Raw genomic sequence first — 16,081 nt, forward strand, 5'->3', positions numbered from 1 at the left:
GAAAGCGAAAAGCAATCATCGCCATTGCGCATAAAGTAATTAAGGTGATATACCATATATTGAAACAACGAACAGCATTTATTGAATACTCAAAATTACTAGCATAGACCAGTTTCCGATTTCATATACACAACTACTGAAAAAATATCTAAAGAACAGTAGTCTTCTTTCTTATTGTCTTTTTGCGTGTTTCACACGCAAAAAGAAGATCTAGATTTATTGTTAAAAAGTTAAATTGTGCTCTGAATCAAGTTATTTTCACAGAAAAGAAAGAGGTTTTTTAATTTGGATATATATAGCAACCTGTGCATTGCTGGTAATGCAGTTGCCTCAGTACAAATCACTGCATTAATGTCTTGGATACGTTTTTAAAATACTTTCACCTATCTTTAATAGAAAACATTTTTTCAAACCCTATTTTTTCTCTCCCAGTTTTATAGCACTGTATATCCTTTTCTTCATATCTTTTTCTCAAGTAATTTCCAACTACTTACGGTATAAATAAAAATCTATGTACATATGTTGAAGAGATGGAAAGCATGACAGAGCTACACTTGGAAGAAAATTTGTTAACAAAAACTGCTTACTATTATTGCAAAGAACAACTTACCCAGCAAAAAATTTCCTCCTTACTACATATATTTAGAAATAATGTTGTCCGTTTACTAGAGAAGGCACGGACTGAAGGAGCGTGGAATATAATGACTGCTCTATTAGCTTATGATGCCGGTACTGGTAGTATCCGAGCTGTCTTATTTGACTTGCAAGGGAATCAACTTGCTGTTAGTCAACGAGAATGGGTTCACATAGAAAACTCACGATACCCAGGTTCAATGGATTTTGACGTAAAGGAAAACTGGAAACTTATTCAAGAATGTACAAAAGAAGTATTACAAACAAGTAACATTCCCCCTTCTTCTATTCAAGGAATTAGTGCAACAAGTATGCGTGAAGGATTTGTGTTATATGACAAGGATGGCGTTGAAATTTGGGCGTGTGCCAATGTTGATAACCGTGCGGGAGCTGAGGTTACACAACTTAAACAAATACACCCTCGCCTTGAACATAATGTATATACAGTATCCGGGCAAACGTTTGCTTTAGGTGCATTACCAAGGTTGCGCTGGATTACGAAGCACCAACCAGAGATTTATGAAAAAGTACATTCTATTACTATGTTAAATGATTGGATTTTATATAAACTGTGCGGCGTATTACAAGTTGACCCTTCCAATGGATGTACAACGGGAATTTTCAATCTACAAAACAGAAATTGGGCTCCAGAATTAGCAGCCCAATGTAGACTCTCCCCTATACCCTCACCACAAATAAATGAAGCAGGAACTATTATTGGAAACGTAACAAAACAATGCGCAGCAGAAACTGGATTATTCGAAGGAACACCTGTTGTAACTGGAGGCGGAGATGCGCAAATGGCTTCTCTCGGCTCTGGAGTTGTTAAAAGTGGGCAAACTTTCATTTGCGGCGGAAGTTTTTGGCAACAAGAAGTAAACGTAAGCAATCTTGTACTAGATCCAAACGCTCGCATTCGTGTAAATTGTCATGTTCTTCCTACTCTTTGGCAATACGAAACAATTGCCTTTTTCCCTGGTTTTGTTATGCGCTGGTTTCGGGACGCTTTCTGCCTGGAAGAAAAACAACGAGCAAATGAACTAGGTATCGATGCTTACGACTTATTAGAGGAACAAGCGAAACATGTTCCAGTTGGCTCACACGGTATCATTCCAGTTTTCTCCAATGTCATGAACTATATTTCTTGGCGCCATGCATCCCCCTCTTTTTTAAATTTAAGCTTAGATTCTGAAAAATGCGGGAAGAAAGAAATATTTCGAGCAATTGAAGAAAATGCTGCTTTCGTGACATATGGAAATTTAAAGTTAATTGAAGAAATAACAGGACAGTTCCCAAAAGAAGTAGTTTTTGCCGGAGGAGCTTCAAAGGGGAAATTATGGTGTCAAATTCTCGCTGATGTATTGGGTGTTCCTGTAAAAGTACCTGTAGTCAAAGAAGCAGCCGCTTTAGGAACAGCAATTGTGGCGGGGGTTGGTGCCGGTATTTATCATTCAATGGAGTCTATTTCTGAACAATTTGTAAAATGGGAAACAACTTATATACCGAACAATGAAAATCATAAACAATACCAAAAACTATATAAAAACTGGAAGGCTGTATATCAACAGCAACTTCAATTAGCTGATCAAGGATTTACTTCTCATATGTGGATTGCACCTGGCGCTCTGTAAATTGTTACACAAGGAGTGAAAAGTATGCTCAAAGTAAATGAAGAAGATTTCTCCTATCGCTTCGGTGATAATGGACCAAAATATTTAGTAAAAGGCCCTAATATTGATATAGGTGTTGTTGTCATTAAACCAGGACAAGATTTTCAAAACCATTATCATACAACGTGCGAAGAAATTTTCTACGCATTAGAAGGTGAGATAGATTTCTATATTAATCACGTAAAAGTTCCTATTAAACAAGGTGACGTCTTACAAGTTAAACCTCATGAATCTCACTATCTCATCAATCGTTCTTCACAAAATTTTAAAGCTCTCTTTATTAAATCACCTCATTTGCAAGAAAAAGATACTGTGCAAACAGAAAATCCAAACTGTAATTAAGGAGTGGTTCACTATGACTTGGGGATTTCAAAATCGTTTACATACTATTTTGCCTGATGGAAAAGCAGTTATGTTAGCAATTGATCACGGTTACTTTTTAGGACCCATTCATGGATTGGAACGGCCTCATGAAACGGTAAAAAAACTTCTCCCATACACTGACTCCCTTTTTTTAACGAGAGGTGTTCTTAATTCTTGTATACAAGAAGAGTGTAAAACTCCTATGGTCCTTCGTGTATCAGGCGGGGCCACTGTAGTTGGAAAAGATCTTGCGAATGAAACAATCGTTACCCCAATAAAAGAAGCTCTGCGTCATAACGTGGCTGGAGTTGGGGTATCTGTCTTTGTTGGTTCAGATTATGAAACACAAACTGTAACAAACCTTGCGAATGTTGTATCTGAAGCACATGATTACGGATTACCTGTGCTCGGAATTACTGCGGTAGCAAAAGAACTTCAAAAACGCGAAGCACGTTTTCTAGCATTAGCTTCACGCGTATGTGTTGAAATGGGTGCTGATATCATTAAAACGTATTATTGTGAAGACTTTGAAAAGATCACAAGTACATGTCCAGCTCCAGTTGTTATTGCAGGAGGGCCAAAGTTAGACACAATTGAAGCGGTGCTTACAATTACATACAATGCACTGCAAGAGGGTGCAGTCGGTGTCGATATGGGGCGGAATATTTGGCAATCTGAACATCCGGTTGCGATGATTCAATCGATTCATGGTATCGTAAAAAATAAATTAAATGTAAAAGAAGCTCTAGAATTATATAATACTATTTTAAATTAAAAGTTCAGACAATATTTATGTTATCGATAAAAGAACAAGTAAAACATTATCCAAATTACTTGTTCTTTTCTAATTTCATATATTTTCTTACTTGTTTTATCAAGCCCATTGTCAATTTTTCTCTTTCTCCTCCAACATCTCAATAACTCTATCTAATTTCTTCTCAATTTCAACTAAAGAAGCTCTTTGACTAGACTGATTGATGAGTCGTGATCGTATAAACGCGCCAAGCGAAATAAAAAATAACAGTATTAAAGCAAAGAAAAGAATAATTGAAACAATGTTTACAATTGAAAAAATATCCATTCTTCCGTCAATCCTTTCTATTTCTTCCTTATTAGTATGAAGTGACGCTATTTTTTCTTTTTTTGTAACTACTCAGTTACTTTGTGAAAAAAAGGCAGAAAAGCATTTTTTTAAATGGGCGAGAGGGACTGGCGATGTATAGGAGCGGTCAAGGACTTTTCCTGCCACGTGCAAGGTTTGAAAACAAAAGTAGACAATACGTGCAGGCCCCTGCCCTGTTTGCATGACAGCAGTCTATATGCCAAAAAGTGAATTCATAAGTAATAGAGAGACACATCTTCACTAGAAACATACCATTTTCTAAATTTCTAAAAGGTATAGCTGAGTAGTTACCAAAATTGTTAAATTAAGAAGAGATTCCCTTACAAAACCTTAATGTCGAATCCAACTTTTCTTTCTCCTTCAACAAGTCTATTAATTGACAAACAGCTACTGCAAATTCTGCAAACGCAGTACCTTTCGCGGTTATTATTGTATCCTCCACTTCAATATCTGTTCCTGTATATACTGATGTTTCAAATAGGGTTTTGTTATTCTCATATGTATGCTGAAGACACGTAAATTTTCTACCGTTTAGTATCCCCGCTTTTCCCAACAAAATAGCGGAAGCGCATATAGAAGCAATGGGAATATGTAAGTTAAAGGCGTTCATTAATGTCTTATTAACAATTCCCTCATCTACTATTTCATGAACACCATCTCCTCCAGAAATAAGGATTAGATCAAATTCATTTATTTTAATTTCAGATAAAGAAGCTTCGACTTGAGTCCATAACCCACCGATACTTTCTACTGGTTTACCATCTATGGAGAAAGTAGTGATTTTCGCTTTCCCCATTTTTCTAAGCAAAAATAATGCATGGGCTATTTCAAAGTCAGCGTATTGTGAATAGGCAAGAAACAATACTTTTTTCATACAATAATTCCTCTCCTTTCTATTTGTTATTCAATTACTAATACAACCGTCAACATCCCTATCTGGCACTTTCAGATTAAATTATGAAGGTTTCACTACCGAATTGTTAGAATAATCAATATGAAATCTTGTATAATGAAAGCAGTAATGAAAATCCAATATGTCGGACGGTGTTATATATGAATGAAAACCTTACCTTAAAAGAATACTCTTCTGATTATCAATCTCAAATTTTAGATTTAATTCTCTCCATCCAACGAGACGAATATAACATCCCTATTTCAAAAGAGGATCAACCTGACTTACTTAAGATAGAAAGCGTTTACCAATCTGGAAACGGTAACTTTTGGATAGCACTTTATCAAGGAGAAGTTGTAGGCACTATCGCTCTTTTAGATATTGGCAATCGTCAAGTAGCATTGAGAAAAATGTTTGTAAAAAAAGAGTTTAGAGGCAAAATATTTCAAACAGCTAGTCTTTTATTACATAATGCGATTGCATGGACAAAGATAAAAGAGGTAAAAGAAATATACTTAGGAACGACGTTACAATTTGTTGCGGCCCATAGATTTTATGAGAAGCATCATTTTGAAAATGTAGAAATTGATAAATTACCTACAAATTTTCCTGTCATGCAAGTAGACAAAAAGTTTTATAAATACATCGTTTCATAACTAAATACTGTGTTAATTTATCATTACTTTTGCTAAAATCTTGTTTACAAACTCCCTTTTACCTTCCACATAACCCACTCGATCATTTGCTGTATTTGCTAATTCCTTTTTTAATCGTCCATATTCTTTAGCAGCTTTTGGATGATTACGAAGATAATTACGAAACGCTAAATGTCTTGCAAGTTCCTCATTATCTTTACAGCAAACATATAAGTGGTGTTCCATCCATATTCTTTTTTCTCCATGCCATGGCGTGAAATGATCTTTTCTTCCAAAAGCTTCACGCCCTTCAACGCCTAGATTACCTTCATGATAATAACCTAGTTTTCCAAGCTTTTGAGTAACTTTTGGAAGCATGATTCGGTTATCCATTACAAGGTCTAAATCTATAATAGATTTTGCACTTAGTTTATTGACTGACGTACTACCAACATGTTCAATAGACAACAATAAGTCGCCTAATTCGGCTTCAAGAACATACTTTAAATCTTTAAAAATAATTGGCCATTCTGGATTATAGTCTTCAATTCTTACTTCACTCTTAGTCATTAGCATATCCTCCTGTTTACGAGGCAACTGAAAAAATCCACTTCATAATAAAAAGGGGCCCATCACCTACTATATACAGGTAATGGGTTTCTTTTTACTTTCAACATATCGATAAAATGCGTGTTGTTTTTTCAAAGCAAACACTTTTTTCAGTGCATTCTCAAAGGATGGTCCCTTTTTTCACGCTTACACTCCGTTAGTTCACCAAGATTTTTCTCTTAAATCCACTCTTTTCCGTGTTCGCGAATGAATCGAAGTTCCTCTTGATAATGATCATAATGTCCTTCGTCGATCATTTTTTGAAACGCCATATCTCCTTCTTTGGCTTTCCTTTTTATGGTTTTACATAATCCTTCTACCCGTAGCAATACCATTTCTAAAAATCCTTTTTCTATTCCCCCCATACCATAGGAATCAAAAAACAATTTAACCCTTTGTTTGATTCGCTCAGCATCCTTTAACGAATCATAATAAATGGCTTCGCCTATTTCCGTATGATAAAGCCTACTTAAAGGAACGCAAGTGTAAAGCGTATAGGCGATATCCCAAAGTCTTGGACCAGGAGCAGCCAAATCAAAATCAATCACACCTACTGGTTTTTCGCGATTAAAAATAATGTTATAGATGGCAAAATCATTATGGCACATCACCTCAAATGGCTGCGGGGTATTATCAATGGGTTGCCAACATTCCTGCATCGGAAAATCACTCACCGCATCATGATAGAGACGCAGTATTTTTGCAATCTCTTTTAAAGACTCATCCGACCACATGTATTTTTTTAACGGATAATTGCCAGCTTCTCCTTCGATAAAGGATAAGATTTCTCTCCCTTTTTCATCAATACCTAAAAACTTTGGCACATTATTTAAGCCTTTGTTTTCAAGGTGTTCTAGTAATGTATGAATTTTAACACTATCAGGCTTTAATTCTCGTCGAACCGTATCTCCCAAACGATATACACTAGAGACATTCCCTCCTGTTAGTGCTTCTTCTTTTTCGTACTGACTTTTCATTATAATTCCCCCAATTTAGGGACTCTATGATTGTGTCAATAGAGATGTATTTTTACCCATAAATAAAAGCAGATATACAAAGGTATCTGCTCGGCAATGGGAATTTAATTGTCCACACCATGTATCCCTTGAATGATTTAAGATAGACAAATAAACGCATCCTTAAGAATCAAGGACCGCCACTGTCTCTATCCAATTAAATAATCATTTCAAGGTATTCCACATATGTACAGATTCCCCTTTCTTTACATCTCTAAATTATATATTACCAAGGATTGCCAACTTAAAAAAGACTTTTGTATAAAGTTTTTAAATTATTTTGCTACTTAGTTGAAAAAATCAAAAAAGACCGCACAACAATATCATAAGAATCTACTATTAGAATTGAAATTAAATAACTATAAAACTAATCTTTTTCAACTGTATATCTAACTTGTTTAAAAGTTACCATGTCTCCATTTTCAGTATCATCTTTAGTTTGCAAAAGTTGAACTTTTGGCTTGTAGTCCGTCCTATGAGCATCCTTGATGCCTTTAATGTTAAGTTTGTAGGATTCATCATTTTTTATTTTTTGTTCAAATACTTTTTTATTGGCAACAAAAATAAAGGTCACTTTATTTTCATCAATTCCCTTAGTCATAAATTCTAATTGATTATCTTTTGTTGTAATCGTTGGTGTTAATAATTCAATACTTCCGTTTCCGGTTTTTTCTAAAGATTTTTCTGCTATAGCTGAACATCCAGATAACGTGATACCAGCAAACAGAATCAAACTTAATCCAATTATCTTTTTCATAAGATCACCCCAATCAAAAAACTTTTCGACTTCGTCAGCAGGGGAATAAATTGTCATTCCCAATCCGTTAGCGCGGAACATGGATCACTTACTGTCAACACCTTGAAATTATACCATGATATGTAAAAATTAAGCAAAGTATATATGTACTTTAAGAGGTCCCGCAATGCCCAGCAAGCTAAGAAATTAATTATATGCCAAAACGGAAAAATGAGCGTCATTTCACAAACAACTGTAAAAAGGTACCATTTTTGTTTTGACGTGTCTTAAAATATTATCTTGACGGGCCCCGATGAGTCATTTTTCATACACAGAATGGAGAGTGGCGATTCCTGCGAGAATAGCGAGGGAAGTGAGACCCCGCAGGCTTGCCGAGGAGGCTCGCTCTCGCCCACGGAAAGCGTCCACTCGGAGTGGAGTGTACATCTATCTATATGTCACCCCCGTCTTTTGGTGATGAACCTTTTTTTTACGTTTCCTAGCATAGATGTTCTTTCTACTTCAATGAGGGATTGTGTTAACTTTTACACGAATATGATATATACTTAAATCTGAACATTCAGAAGAAAAATAAGTGTGAAAATGCTAACTTAAAATTATAGAGAGATAGGGAGAGAATTTATGGAAAGACAATATACAATCTCAAATTATGCACCAACATTAGACGAATATAAATATCTATGTTCAGTTGTGGGTTGGAAAGATTATATGAACTTTGATGTTGCGGAAATATCATTAAAAAATTCTGTTTTTGCCGTTACAGTTAAGGATGAGAGTAAGACCATAGGAATGGGAAGAATTGTTGGAGATGGAGCTATTTACTTTTACATTCAAGATGTGGTAGTTCATCCAGATTATCAAAGAATGGGTATTGGCAAAAAAATTATGAATGCGTTAGTAGAGTATCTAAAAGAAAATGCACCAAATAAAGCGTTTGTAGGATTATTTGCATCAGAGGGAAAAGAAAAATTTTATGAAAAATATGATTTTAAGGATTACTCACCTAATATGACAGGAATGTTTACTGTAATAACGAAATGTGATTAAAAAATTTATATATAGATGCAAATTGAAAAACTAACATGAAAACCCTTTTCTTTTTCGGCAGACGAGAGCAACTGGCCATGCATAGACGCGGTCAGTTCCTTTTTCTTCCACGTGCAAAGTTTAAAACAAAGATAGACAGCAAGTAGCGGCCATGTTTTGTTCTGCATAGCAGCGACTTAGATGTTAAAAAGTAAACTTGTATTTATATATTAGGAGGCCACCACATACCTATTAACTTAAAACATTTTGAGTCCGTTTCTTTTTGACGATCAATAAATTGGTGTAATTCTGTATCTTTTATTTTCTCGCGAATATAGCATTTTTTTCATTCGCCTTAGATCTTCTAGCGTTATTTCATCTTCATCAACTGATGTGATAGGAGAATATATTTTAATCCATTTATAAACGGTTACTTCTGATAAGCTATACTCGCTGCTTAATTGTTTTACAGGTTGTCCTTTCTTGTCTCAATGTACCAGAGTCAAACACATCAGAAACTAATTCAACGTCATGTATGGGAAGAATGTGTAGAGGAAGCTAACCATCTTCGTCATCACGAAGACATACAACCGATTTATAAAAAACGAAAAGGAGTGTCACATAGTCAAAAATCCGACTTATGGGACAGCTCCTTTTTTGTTTTTCTTTGTAATTTTTTTACTAAACTGTCCATTTTATAGAATACTGTTCAGGTTTCAGATTGTCTTTTCTTATGTTTACGTGTTCATCGTACTTTGAAGTGATGTTGCCCATTCCTTCTGTAGCAGCGAATACATAATCGCATCGTGCGCTACGTCATTTTGAATCATATACTTTCGAAGCAATCCTTCTTCCGCAAAGCCTGCTTTTTGTAATAATTTTCGCGATGATTCATTTTCTGGGTACACAACCGCTGAAATTCTCTCATAATAAAGTGTTTCAAATCCATATGCTAGAATAGCTTGCAGTGCTTCTGTCGCATATCCTTTTCCCCAATATGTTTCATCTAGTTCATAGCCTATTTCAGCCCGTTTATGTTTGTTATTTATGAGATGAAAGCCGCATGTTCCAATTAATTGATCAGTCCCTTTTAGTACAATTCCCCAGCGGAATGCAAATCCTTCTTCATATCTGCTTCTAAAATTTTGGATGACGTTTTTTACTTCTTCAATATTTTGAAACGAATCCATTCCAAAGTAACGAATAACAGGTTCTTTCTTAAAGTAATGAAACATTGCATCTGCATCGACTAACGTTAATTCTCTTAAATACAGACGATCTGTTTCTAAACTTGGAAATTTTTTCATTCTCTTCCCACCCTTAGTCTAATAAACTGCAAATTTCAATATAATTTCCATCCGGATCACAAATGTAGGAAACAGTTTGTCCCCATGGTTTTGTAACAGGCTCTACTAATACTGTAACGCCGTGTTTTTTCAAGTTATGTATTGTTTCTTCAACATCATCGACTACAAATCCAATTTCAAATGTAGATGATTGTAATAACGTCTTGGGAATTGGTAATCCTGTTAACTCTCGAACATCATCTCTACTATTGATTGCCAAAATAGTAGAACCTGTATCAAACTCAATATATGTACCGTGCTCACCTTTTATTGGCAGCTGTAATATATCACGATAAAAACGAATACAGTCCTCATATTGCTGCGCATATAAAATGATATATTTCATTTGAAGTTTCACGTTTCTCCCCCTCCTCCACATCCTTACTACATTTGACAAAAAATATAAAAATCCTTTAATTTTCTCATGAATAAGCCCCCCCATAGTTACAAATGCTAACAATGGAGGTGTGTTAAAATGGAACCAATGCTTTGTCCAAGTTGCAAAACAAACCGCACACGATTCAACATTATTGAACAATCAGTAAAACCGGTGAAGTTAAATCCACAGACTGGTCAGATTGAAGAAGAATATACAAACGAGAATATGAGTGCATTTCATATGGCCTACCAAGGTCCTACATATCGCGTCCAATGTGCTGCGTGCGGATTAATTGAAAACCCAGAGCAATTTATTAAACCTGCACAGAATCAATCTTTTTAATCGTTAAAGCAAAACTGCCCCAAAAGGCTATTATTAAATAACTTTTGGAGCAGTTTCTTTTATTCCTTTTCTATGTGCACACAAATGTTGTCATGTTTCTTGCGGCACCTTTGCATATTCGGTATGATTTAATGCATAGAAATATGCTTTATCTTTTCAAAGAATGCTTTTAATTGTATAAATTCTTCTTCATTCCCTCGTGTTGTAAATATCTCTTGTTCTTGATGGAAAATCATAATTGCAGAAAACGTTTTAAAAAGCGCGAATACATGCTTCGTTTCTTTTATTTTATTAATTTGATAATAAGGTATTTGTAATGAAATCGGGAGCTTTTCAAATATTTCACCGTAAAATAATAATTGTTTTTCAGTATAAGCTAAAATACCTTTCACAGAAATAGAATTTCCATTTGGTACACCTACTAAACCTGACATTCCATTTTGCACTTCATAATAAGTTGTGATCATTCCTTGTATTTTTTCAGTTGAGGATATTTTCTCTTGAAAATCTTTCATTGCTTGTTCTTTTAGACTCATGTTTATCACTCCGCTACTAAAAATGTATAATAGATATTTTACTAGAAAAGAGAAAGGAACAACGAATATAATCTAGCTTTTTAGTCCTACACATCCCCTATGATTACACAACTTTCCAAATAACACCAATTAATATAATTATAATATACAGAAAGGACTGAATACAATGTCAACATTACAAAACACTGTAAATAAACTACTCCGCGATATGAGGAATACTTATACGAACGTATTGATGAAGCAAAGTAACATCCTCATTTTTCAATCTCTCATATCGCGATTTACTACAACGATGAATGGGTACAGTTTCGAGATATTTATGATAAAAATGTAAAAAAACAACTTTGTTCCATTATTCAAAAGCAAATTTCAAGTAGTCCTACATCCTAGGGCTACTTATATATGTATCTCTTAAAACACGTTCTACATTGTAGTATAACGAAAAACAGTTTTATTTTTCAGAAAATTTTGTTAAAATATTCAAAAAGATTGTACGAGAAAGGAAGAAACAAATGATACATAAATTAAAAGAGAATATCTCTTCTGTTTTTGTCGGAAAAGAAAATGTAATTGATCTCCTCTTAGTTTCTTTATTAGCAGATGGACACGTTTTATTAGAGGATGTACCTGGTACAGGTAAAACATTGCTGGCAAAAACAATTGCGAAAAGTATTGGCGGGCAATTTTCGCGTGTACAGTTCACACCTGATGTATTACCGAGTGATGTAACAGGTATTGAATACTTTAATCCGAAAACAAGTGAATTTGAACTGCGCCTTGGTCCTGTTATGACAAATTTATTATTAGCCGATGAAATTAATCGTGCGATACCACGTACACAATCGAGTTTATTAGAAGCAATGGAAGAAAGACAAGTAACACTTGAAAAGCATTCCACTCCTCTTCCAAAACCATTTTTCGTAATCGCAACGCAAAATCCAATTGAATCACAAGGAACATTTCCTCTTCCGGATGCTCAACTTGATCGTTTTTTAATGACCGTTTCAATTGGCTATCCTACGCCAGAAGAAGAACTTCAAATGATGCGACGTTTCCGAAAGAACAAACCGTTAGATGAACTTCATCCGGTCATCTCACTAGAAGATATAATCCACGTACAAAATAAAGTAAAGGATGTTCATGTTTCAGAACCTATTGAAAGCTACATTATCAAACTTGCAAATGCAACTCGTAATCATGATTTCATTGCAAATGGAATTAGTCCGCGTGGAACACTCGCTTTAGTGAGGACAATTCAAGCTCTTGCCTTTTTACGTAATCGCGAATTTTGCACACCAGAAGACGTACAATCCCTACTTCCTTACATTTGGAAGCATCGCATTATTTTATCTATGGAAGGTGCTCTTCGTACGACAAAACAAGAGATTATCGAAGCTATTTTAAGAGAGATTGATGTACCGGTGGAGATTGAGCAAGCATGAATTGTCAACGTCTCGTCTCTGTCCCGTTAATATTTCAAAGTCATATCATTAAATTGACGATTCCAATTGCCCTGTTGTTCGCATTTTACTTACCACAGTCACTTATCATATATCCATTTCTCTTTTATTATATTTTTTCTTTTTTTATTTATCGATACGTCACTTACATAGAAGACCACTTTCAAATTATCAATAAGAAACAATCAACAAGAGTGTTTCCTAAAGAAAACGGACAACTATCCATTCTGTTACAAAATGAAGCAAAATTACCGTTAGTGAATGGAAAATGTTTTTTTCATATAAATCCATCGCTCGTTATACATCCAAGTAACAGTCTTGATCAAATATCAAAAACACTCTTTTCTTTCCCATTTTCACAACGAGCTCGCTCACAGCAAATGTGGGATTTAACATTCACAGCGACAAGACGGGGCGTTTTCCAAATTGAACAGTTTGAATGTATCATTGGTGATCCCTTTAACATCATTCAAGTTCATTTACCCGTTATGCATAAATTAAAAACAGTAATTATTGTCTATCCTACCCCAAAGCAAGTTGCAGGACTACAAGAAATACAGCAACTAGTACTAGGCTCTTACAGAACAAATTTTTCTTTTTTTCATGATGAAACGTCGATTGTCGGAGTAAAGCAGTATGAAAGGGAATCATTTCGATCCATTCATTGGAAAGCATCAGCGAAAATGCAAATTTTACAAGCAAAACAATATGAAGCAGTAAAAAATTATAGCTGGACAATTTGCATATGCCTTTCCTCAGATCGAGGACTTGGATGGAGAGAAAATCTCGAAGACTTGATTTCTTATGCAACATATATTTGTCAAATTGCAACGGAAAAGAAAATTCCCTTTGAATTATTTATTAGTATTTTAGCAGAAGATGGACCGCTGCACATGGTGCTGAATGAAGGTCCCGTGCATTATGCAAAAGCACTGGAAGAACTTGCGCGTATTTCAGAAGATAGTACATTACTGCCGCGAGAAGGTTTTCTGCATTATATGATGAGAAAAAGGGTGAGATCGTCTACACTGTTTTTCCTTGGCATCCCTAAGCAGAATATCCCTCATACGATGCAGCCAACATATATTGTTCACGATGAAGGAGTGGTGGAACAACTTGAATACATGGCTACGGTACGTTAATGATTTTGTCCTTCTTCTCCTTCTTTCTTTATTAACTGAAAAAGGAGAAATTGTACACATTGTTTTGTTTCTTCTAGTCAGTCATATTTGTTTACTGCCTATTATGAAAATGAGTAAAAAGAAAAATAGATGGCTTACAGCACTATTTATTCTACAAGTCATTGTTTGCTATTGGTTGGCGTTATTTTCTTCTATAAGTTCCATATTATTGCCGTTTTTCTTTTTTATTATGTACGCAAAAGATGCTTTCTCACCATTTCATAAATTATTAGGAGCATTTCTATGGAACTTTTGTTCCTTTCTCCTCCATATGCAGTTTCCATCCATATGGGAAATAGGATTACTTATTTTGTATACACTTCTAACATTATGGATTACAAGTTTCAATCGAAACCAACAAATGTTGCGTTTGTTCTCCATTACAGCTATCGGAATTATTGGTTTTTTATTCATCCCCATACTCTCTTACGTACGAACTGGTATCGCTTATGCTCTGCAATGGATTGCTTTAGGATTAGGATATATTTTAAACCCACTATTTCTATCAGCTGAACGGAAGCAGAAAGATGATTCTTTGAATCTTAATTTAGGTGAAGGTAATTCGCCGCCTTCACCGGTTCCAGAAAAAGAATATGATCCATTCATTTTACAATCTATTACCATTCTTATCATAGTAGTTGCTGCCATATGTGTGATTTGGAAACTATATAAGAAACGACATGAAATAAACTTTGGACATCTGTCTTCCTATGAACCTATCATTGTTGGTCCAAAACAAGGAAATATACAAAAACGAAACCGAAAGTTACGACCACCAAACAATGCAATTCGTAAAGAAATATTTAAACTGGAAAAGAAATTAAAACCGCCATTAAATCGGCAACGTGGCGAGACTGTAGAACAATGGATGGAAAGACTTCATAGAGAAGAAGAGATCTCCATTCAATTTGAAGTGATTATCAATGCATATAACGCTACAAGATATGCCAATCATGATAATACTGAACTTCTCCAAAAATTTAAAAGAGAAGTTCATACATTATACAATTATCGAAAAGCAATGAAAGAATAAGCTTGAATCTCAATACTACTAAAAACCTCGACTTCTCCTACGGGAGTCATCGAGGTTTTTAGTAATATTATAAAGGTGATATAAATTCAGTTCCCTAACTTGTTATTACCCTTGTAGTGGTTTTCCATTAAAAGCTTTTATATCTAATGGTGCAACTAAAAATTGATTTGTAGCCACTATCGGCTGCTTTCCCAATTGAAATTAACATCACTGGTACATAACGCTCTTTATCTAAATCCAACGCTTCTGCAATTTTATCTTTTTCATATCCACCAATTGGACATGTATCGTATCCGTGAGCACGAGCTGTGAGCATAAGTTGCACCGCTACAAAACCACCATTAATTAATACTGTCTCTTTCATTACTTGCTGATAAATGTGATTATGGTAGTAAGACAAAATCATATACAAAAAACGAAAATTTTATCTTCCCACAATCACCCATGAGAATTCGGTTCATTTTTTCGTTTTTTGATGTTTAATTTCGTTAAGTTGATGACGATGGCATGCTACCCCTTTTTTTAAAATAAGCCCTACAAATGCGGAGTTATGATAAGCTCTCTCTATACTTTCTATGGCCACGTTCGTTCTTTGTAAAGATATATCCCTCTTTTTCTAACACAGCTGCATACTTACGTCATATAGATGATTGGATACCTAATTGCTATAAAACGTCCTCATAGCATATATTCGCTATAGCAATGATATATCCTTTTATACGATAACTTCACTGATTTTTATATGTGTAATATATTTACTTTGTATGATAGTTCCAAGCTTTGGGATGAGGATCGGCTTTTCCTTCTCTATTAAGGATTCTATTGACTTTAAGTATGTTTCTGGATCTTCATCATGTGTAATCCTCCCACTTATTTCCTTACCATCAGATAAATAAAAGGCAACACGATATGCATATTGTTGTTTTGTCATTCCATTCTCTCTCTTTCTCTATATAGGTATATATAAATATGTAAATATATATTATTACATAAAAAAGACATGCTTGTCCACGTCTTTTTTTATAAGGGTATCGTCACATCACTATTAAGCTAACAAATAAAAATACCCCAAAACGAAAA

18 protein-coding genes and 4 pseudogenes are annotated in these 16,081 nt (G+C 34.7%); 10 read left to right on the plus strand and 12 right to left on the minus strand.

Annotation, left to right across the window (positions count from 1 at the left end; translation table 11 throughout):
• Positions 1-701 precede the first annotated feature (701 nt).
• The 3 genes from lsrK to lsrF are packed head-to-tail and all read left to right on the plus strand — an operon-like array spanning position 702 to position 3,441.
• Positions 702-2,264 (plus strand): autoinducer-2 kinase, encoded by a 1,563-nt coding sequence (lsrK, locus tag H280_RS0110395; protein WP_028411188.1) that lies wholly within the window; start codon positions 702-704, stop codon positions 2,262-2,264.
• A 24-nt stretch (positions 2,265-2,288) separates the two neighbouring features.
• Positions 2,289-2,645: a cupin domain-containing protein gene (locus H280_RS0110400; RefSeq protein ID WP_020061059.1), complete on the plus strand. Its 357-nt coding sequence runs from the start codon at positions 2,289-2,291 to the stop codon at positions 2,643-2,645.
• A gap of 13 nt (positions 2,646-2,658) precedes the next feature.
• On the plus strand, positions 2,659-3,441 hold the full coding sequence (lsrF, locus tag H280_RS0110405; protein WP_020061060.1) for a 3-hydroxy-5-phosphonooxypentane-2,4-dione thiolase: 783 nt from the start codon (positions 2,659-2,661) through the stop codon (positions 3,439-3,441).
• Between the two features lie 111 nt (positions 3,442-3,552).
• Here the strand turns inward: lsrF and H280_RS27000 are convergent, their stop codons facing one another.
• Both H280_RS27000 and H280_RS0110415 read right to left on the minus strand, forming a co-directional pair.
• Positions 3,553-3,747 carry a DUF4083 family protein gene (locus H280_RS27000; RefSeq protein WP_020061061.1) on the minus strand — a complete coding sequence of 65 codons (195 nt, stop codon included), beginning with the start codon at positions 3,745-3,747 and terminating at the stop codon, positions 3,553-3,555.
• A gap of 346 nt (positions 3,748-4,093) precedes the next feature.
• Positions 4,094-4,663 carry a DJ-1/PfpI family protein gene (locus tag H280_RS0110415; RefSeq protein ID WP_020061062.1) on the minus strand — a complete coding sequence of 190 codons (570 nt, stop codon included), beginning with the start codon at positions 4,661-4,663 and terminating at the stop codon, positions 4,094-4,096.
• Positions 4,664-4,842: 179 nt separating this feature from the next.
• Between H280_RS0110415 and H280_RS0110420 the strand changes: the two genes are divergently transcribed.
• Positions 4,843-5,337 (plus strand): GNAT family N-acetyltransferase, encoded by a 495-nt coding sequence (locus H280_RS0110420; RefSeq protein ID WP_020061063.1) that lies wholly within the window; start codon positions 4,843-4,845, stop codon positions 5,335-5,337.
• Positions 5,338-5,349: 12 nt separating this feature from the next.
• On the opposite strand, the gene H280_RS0110425 is transcribed toward H280_RS0110420, so the two are convergent.
• The 3 genes from H280_RS0110425 to H280_RS0110435 all read right to left on the minus strand — a co-directional run bounded on the left by H280_RS0110425 (position 5,350) and on the right by H280_RS0110435 (position 7,698).
• Positions 5,350-5,886, minus strand: coding sequence for a GrpB family protein (locus H280_RS0110425; RefSeq protein ID WP_020061064.1), 537 nt, complete (start codon positions 5,884-5,886; stop codon positions 5,350-5,352).
• Between the two features lie 218 nt (positions 5,887-6,104).
• Complete coding sequence (locus H280_RS0110430) at positions 6,105-6,902, minus strand: phosphotransferase (RefSeq protein WP_020061065.1); 798 nt, start codon at positions 6,900-6,902, stop codon at positions 6,105-6,107.
• A gap of 406 nt (positions 6,903-7,308) precedes the next feature.
• Positions 7,309-7,698: a hypothetical protein gene (locus H280_RS0110435; RefSeq protein WP_028411189.1), complete on the minus strand. Its 390-nt coding sequence runs from the start codon at positions 7,696-7,698 to the stop codon at positions 7,309-7,311.
• A 621-nt stretch (positions 7,699-8,319) separates the two neighbouring features.
• On the opposite strand from H280_RS0110435, the gene H280_RS0110440 reads away from it, so the two are divergent.
• A complete protein-coding gene (locus tag H280_RS0110440) occupies positions 8,320-8,745 on the plus strand; it encodes a GNAT family N-acetyltransferase (RefSeq protein WP_020061067.1) in 426 nt (141 codons plus the stop codon).
• A gap of 247 nt (positions 8,746-8,992) precedes the next feature.
• Here the strand turns inward: H280_RS0110440 and H280_RS25705 are convergent.
• Positions 8,993-9,200, minus strand: a pseudogene (locus H280_RS25705) (IS3-like element ISBce13 family transposase); the annotation flags it as partial.
• On the opposite strand from H280_RS25705, the pseudogene H280_RS25710 reads away from it, so the two are divergent.
• Positions 9,199-9,335 (plus strand): annotated as a pseudogene (locus tag H280_RS25710) (IS5/IS1182 family transposase); the annotation flags it as partial. The pseudogenes H280_RS25705 and H280_RS25710 sit on opposite strands and share 2 nt — an antisense overlap.
• Before the next feature lie 126 nt (positions 9,336-9,461).
• On the opposite strand, the gene H280_RS0110445 reads toward H280_RS25710, so the two are convergent.
• The gene (locus H280_RS0110445; RefSeq protein WP_020061068.1) at positions 9,462-10,031 is read right to left on the minus strand and encodes a GNAT family N-acetyltransferase; all 570 of its coding nucleotides are present in this window, start codon (positions 10,029-10,031) and stop codon (positions 9,462-9,464) included.
• 13 nt (positions 10,032-10,044) lie between these two features.
• Complete coding sequence (locus H280_RS0110450; RefSeq protein ID WP_020061069.1) at positions 10,045-10,428, minus strand: VOC family protein; 384 nt, start codon at positions 10,426-10,428, stop codon at positions 10,045-10,047.
• Positions 10,429-10,545: 117 nt separating this feature from the next.
• On the opposite strand from H280_RS0110450, the gene H280_RS0110455 reads away from it, so the two are divergent.
• Positions 10,546-10,791, plus strand: coding sequence for a hypothetical protein (locus H280_RS0110455; protein WP_020061070.1), 246 nt, complete (start codon positions 10,546-10,548; stop codon positions 10,789-10,791).
• 128 nt (positions 10,792-10,919) lie between these two features.
• Here the strand turns inward: H280_RS0110455 and H280_RS0110460 are convergent, their stop codons facing one another.
• Positions 10,920-11,327, minus strand: coding sequence for a hypothetical protein (locus H280_RS0110460; protein ID WP_020061071.1), 408 nt, complete (start codon positions 11,325-11,327; stop codon positions 10,920-10,922).
• Between the two features lie 512 nt (positions 11,328-11,839).
• Here H280_RS0110460 and H280_RS0110465 point away from each other — a divergent pair.
• The 3 genes from H280_RS0110465 to H280_RS0110475 are packed head-to-tail and all read left to right on the plus strand — an operon-like array spanning position 11,840 to position 15,001.
• Positions 11,840-12,769 (plus strand): AAA family ATPase, encoded by a 930-nt coding sequence (locus tag H280_RS0110465; RefSeq protein ID WP_020061072.1) that lies wholly within the window; start codon positions 11,840-11,842, stop codon positions 12,767-12,769.
• A complete protein-coding gene (locus H280_RS0110470; RefSeq protein WP_020061073.1) occupies positions 12,766-13,929 on the plus strand; it encodes a DUF58 domain-containing protein in 1,164 nt (387 codons plus the stop codon). The genes H280_RS0110465 and H280_RS0110470 overlap by 4 nt, the downstream gene beginning before the upstream one ends.
• A complete protein-coding gene (locus H280_RS0110475; RefSeq protein ID WP_020061074.1) occupies positions 13,904-15,001 on the plus strand; it encodes a DUF4018 domain-containing protein in 1,098 nt (365 codons plus the stop codon). Before H280_RS0110470 ends, H280_RS0110475 begins: the two co-directional genes overlap by 26 nt.
• Positions 15,002-15,128: 127 nt before the next feature.
• Here H280_RS0110475 and H280_RS0110480 read toward each other — a convergent pair.
• From H280_RS0110480 to H280_RS0110485, 3 genes and pseudogenes are all read right to left on the minus strand, one after another.
• Positions 15,129-15,401 (minus strand): annotated as a pseudogene (locus tag H280_RS0110480) (nitroreductase family protein); the annotation flags it as partial.
• A gap of 157 nt (positions 15,402-15,558) precedes the next feature.
• A pseudogene (locus tag H280_RS26450) lies at positions 15,559-15,657 on the minus strand (DUF3967 domain-containing protein); the annotation flags it as partial.
• A 59-nt stretch (positions 15,658-15,716) separates the two neighbouring features.
• A complete protein-coding gene (locus H280_RS0110485; protein ID WP_020061076.1) occupies positions 15,717-15,932 on the minus strand; it encodes a hypothetical protein in 216 nt (71 codons plus the stop codon).
• Between the last annotated feature and the right edge of the window lie 149 nt (positions 15,933-16,081).

Source organism: Bacillus sp. 123MFChir2 (genome assembly GCF_000383235.1).
Lineage (GTDB): Bacteria > Bacillota > Bacilli > Bacillales > Bacillaceae_G > Bacillus_A.

Bases quoted from the DNA above. Each gene is read 5' to 3' on its own strand.
- lsrK (WP_028411188.1), top strand. From the start codon at position 702: ATGACTGCTCTATTAGCTTATGATGCCGGTACTGGTAGTATCCGAGCT.
- H280_RS0110400 (WP_020061059.1), top strand. From the start codon at position 2,289: ATGCTCAAAGTAAATGAAGAAGATTTCTCCTATCGCTTCGGTGATAAT.
- lsrF (WP_020061060.1), top strand. From the start codon at position 2,659: ATGACTTGGGGATTTCAAAATCGTTTACATACTATTTTGCCTGATGGA.
- H280_RS27000 (WP_020061061.1), bottom strand. From the start codon at position 3,747: ATGGATATTTTTTCAATTGTAAACATTGTTTCAATTATTCTTTTCTTT.
- H280_RS0110415 (WP_020061062.1), bottom strand. From the start codon at position 4,663: ATGAAAAAAGTATTGTTTCTTGCCTATTCACAATACGCTGACTTTGAA.
- H280_RS0110420 (WP_020061063.1), top strand. From the start codon at position 4,843: ATGAATGAAAACCTTACCTTAAAAGAATACTCTTCTGATTATCAATCT.
- H280_RS0110425 (WP_020061064.1), bottom strand. From the start codon at position 5,886: ATGACTAAGAGTGAAGTAAGAATTGAAGACTATAATCCAGAATGGCCA.
- H280_RS0110430 (WP_020061065.1), bottom strand. From the start codon at position 6,902: ATGAAAAGTCAGTACGAAAAAGAAGAAGCACTAACAGGAGGGAATGTC.
- H280_RS0110435 (WP_028411189.1), bottom strand. From the start codon at position 7,698: ATGAAAAAGATAATTGGATTAAGTTTGATTCTGTTTGCTGGTATCACG.
- H280_RS0110440 (WP_020061067.1), top strand. From the start codon at position 8,320: ATGGAAAGACAATATACAATCTCAAATTATGCACCAACATTAGACGAA.
- H280_RS0110445 (WP_020061068.1), bottom strand. From the start codon at position 10,031: ATGAAAAAATTTCCAAGTTTAGAAACAGATCGTCTGTATTTAAGAGAA.
- H280_RS0110455 (WP_020061070.1), top strand. From the start codon at position 10,546: ATGGAACCAATGCTTTGTCCAAGTTGCAAAACAAACCGCACACGATTC.
- H280_RS0110460 (WP_020061071.1), bottom strand. From the start codon at position 11,327: ATGAGTCTAAAAGAACAAGCAATGAAAGATTTTCAAGAGAAAATATCC.
- H280_RS0110465 (WP_020061072.1), top strand. From the start codon at position 11,840: ATGATACATAAATTAAAAGAGAATATCTCTTCTGTTTTTGTCGGAAAA.
- H280_RS0110470 (WP_020061073.1), top strand. From the start codon at position 12,766: ATGAATTGTCAACGTCTCGTCTCTGTCCCGTTAATATTTCAAAGTCAT.
- H280_RS0110485 (WP_020061076.1), bottom strand. From the start codon at position 15,932: ATGACAAAACAACAATATGCATATCGTGTTGCCTTTTATTTATCTGAT.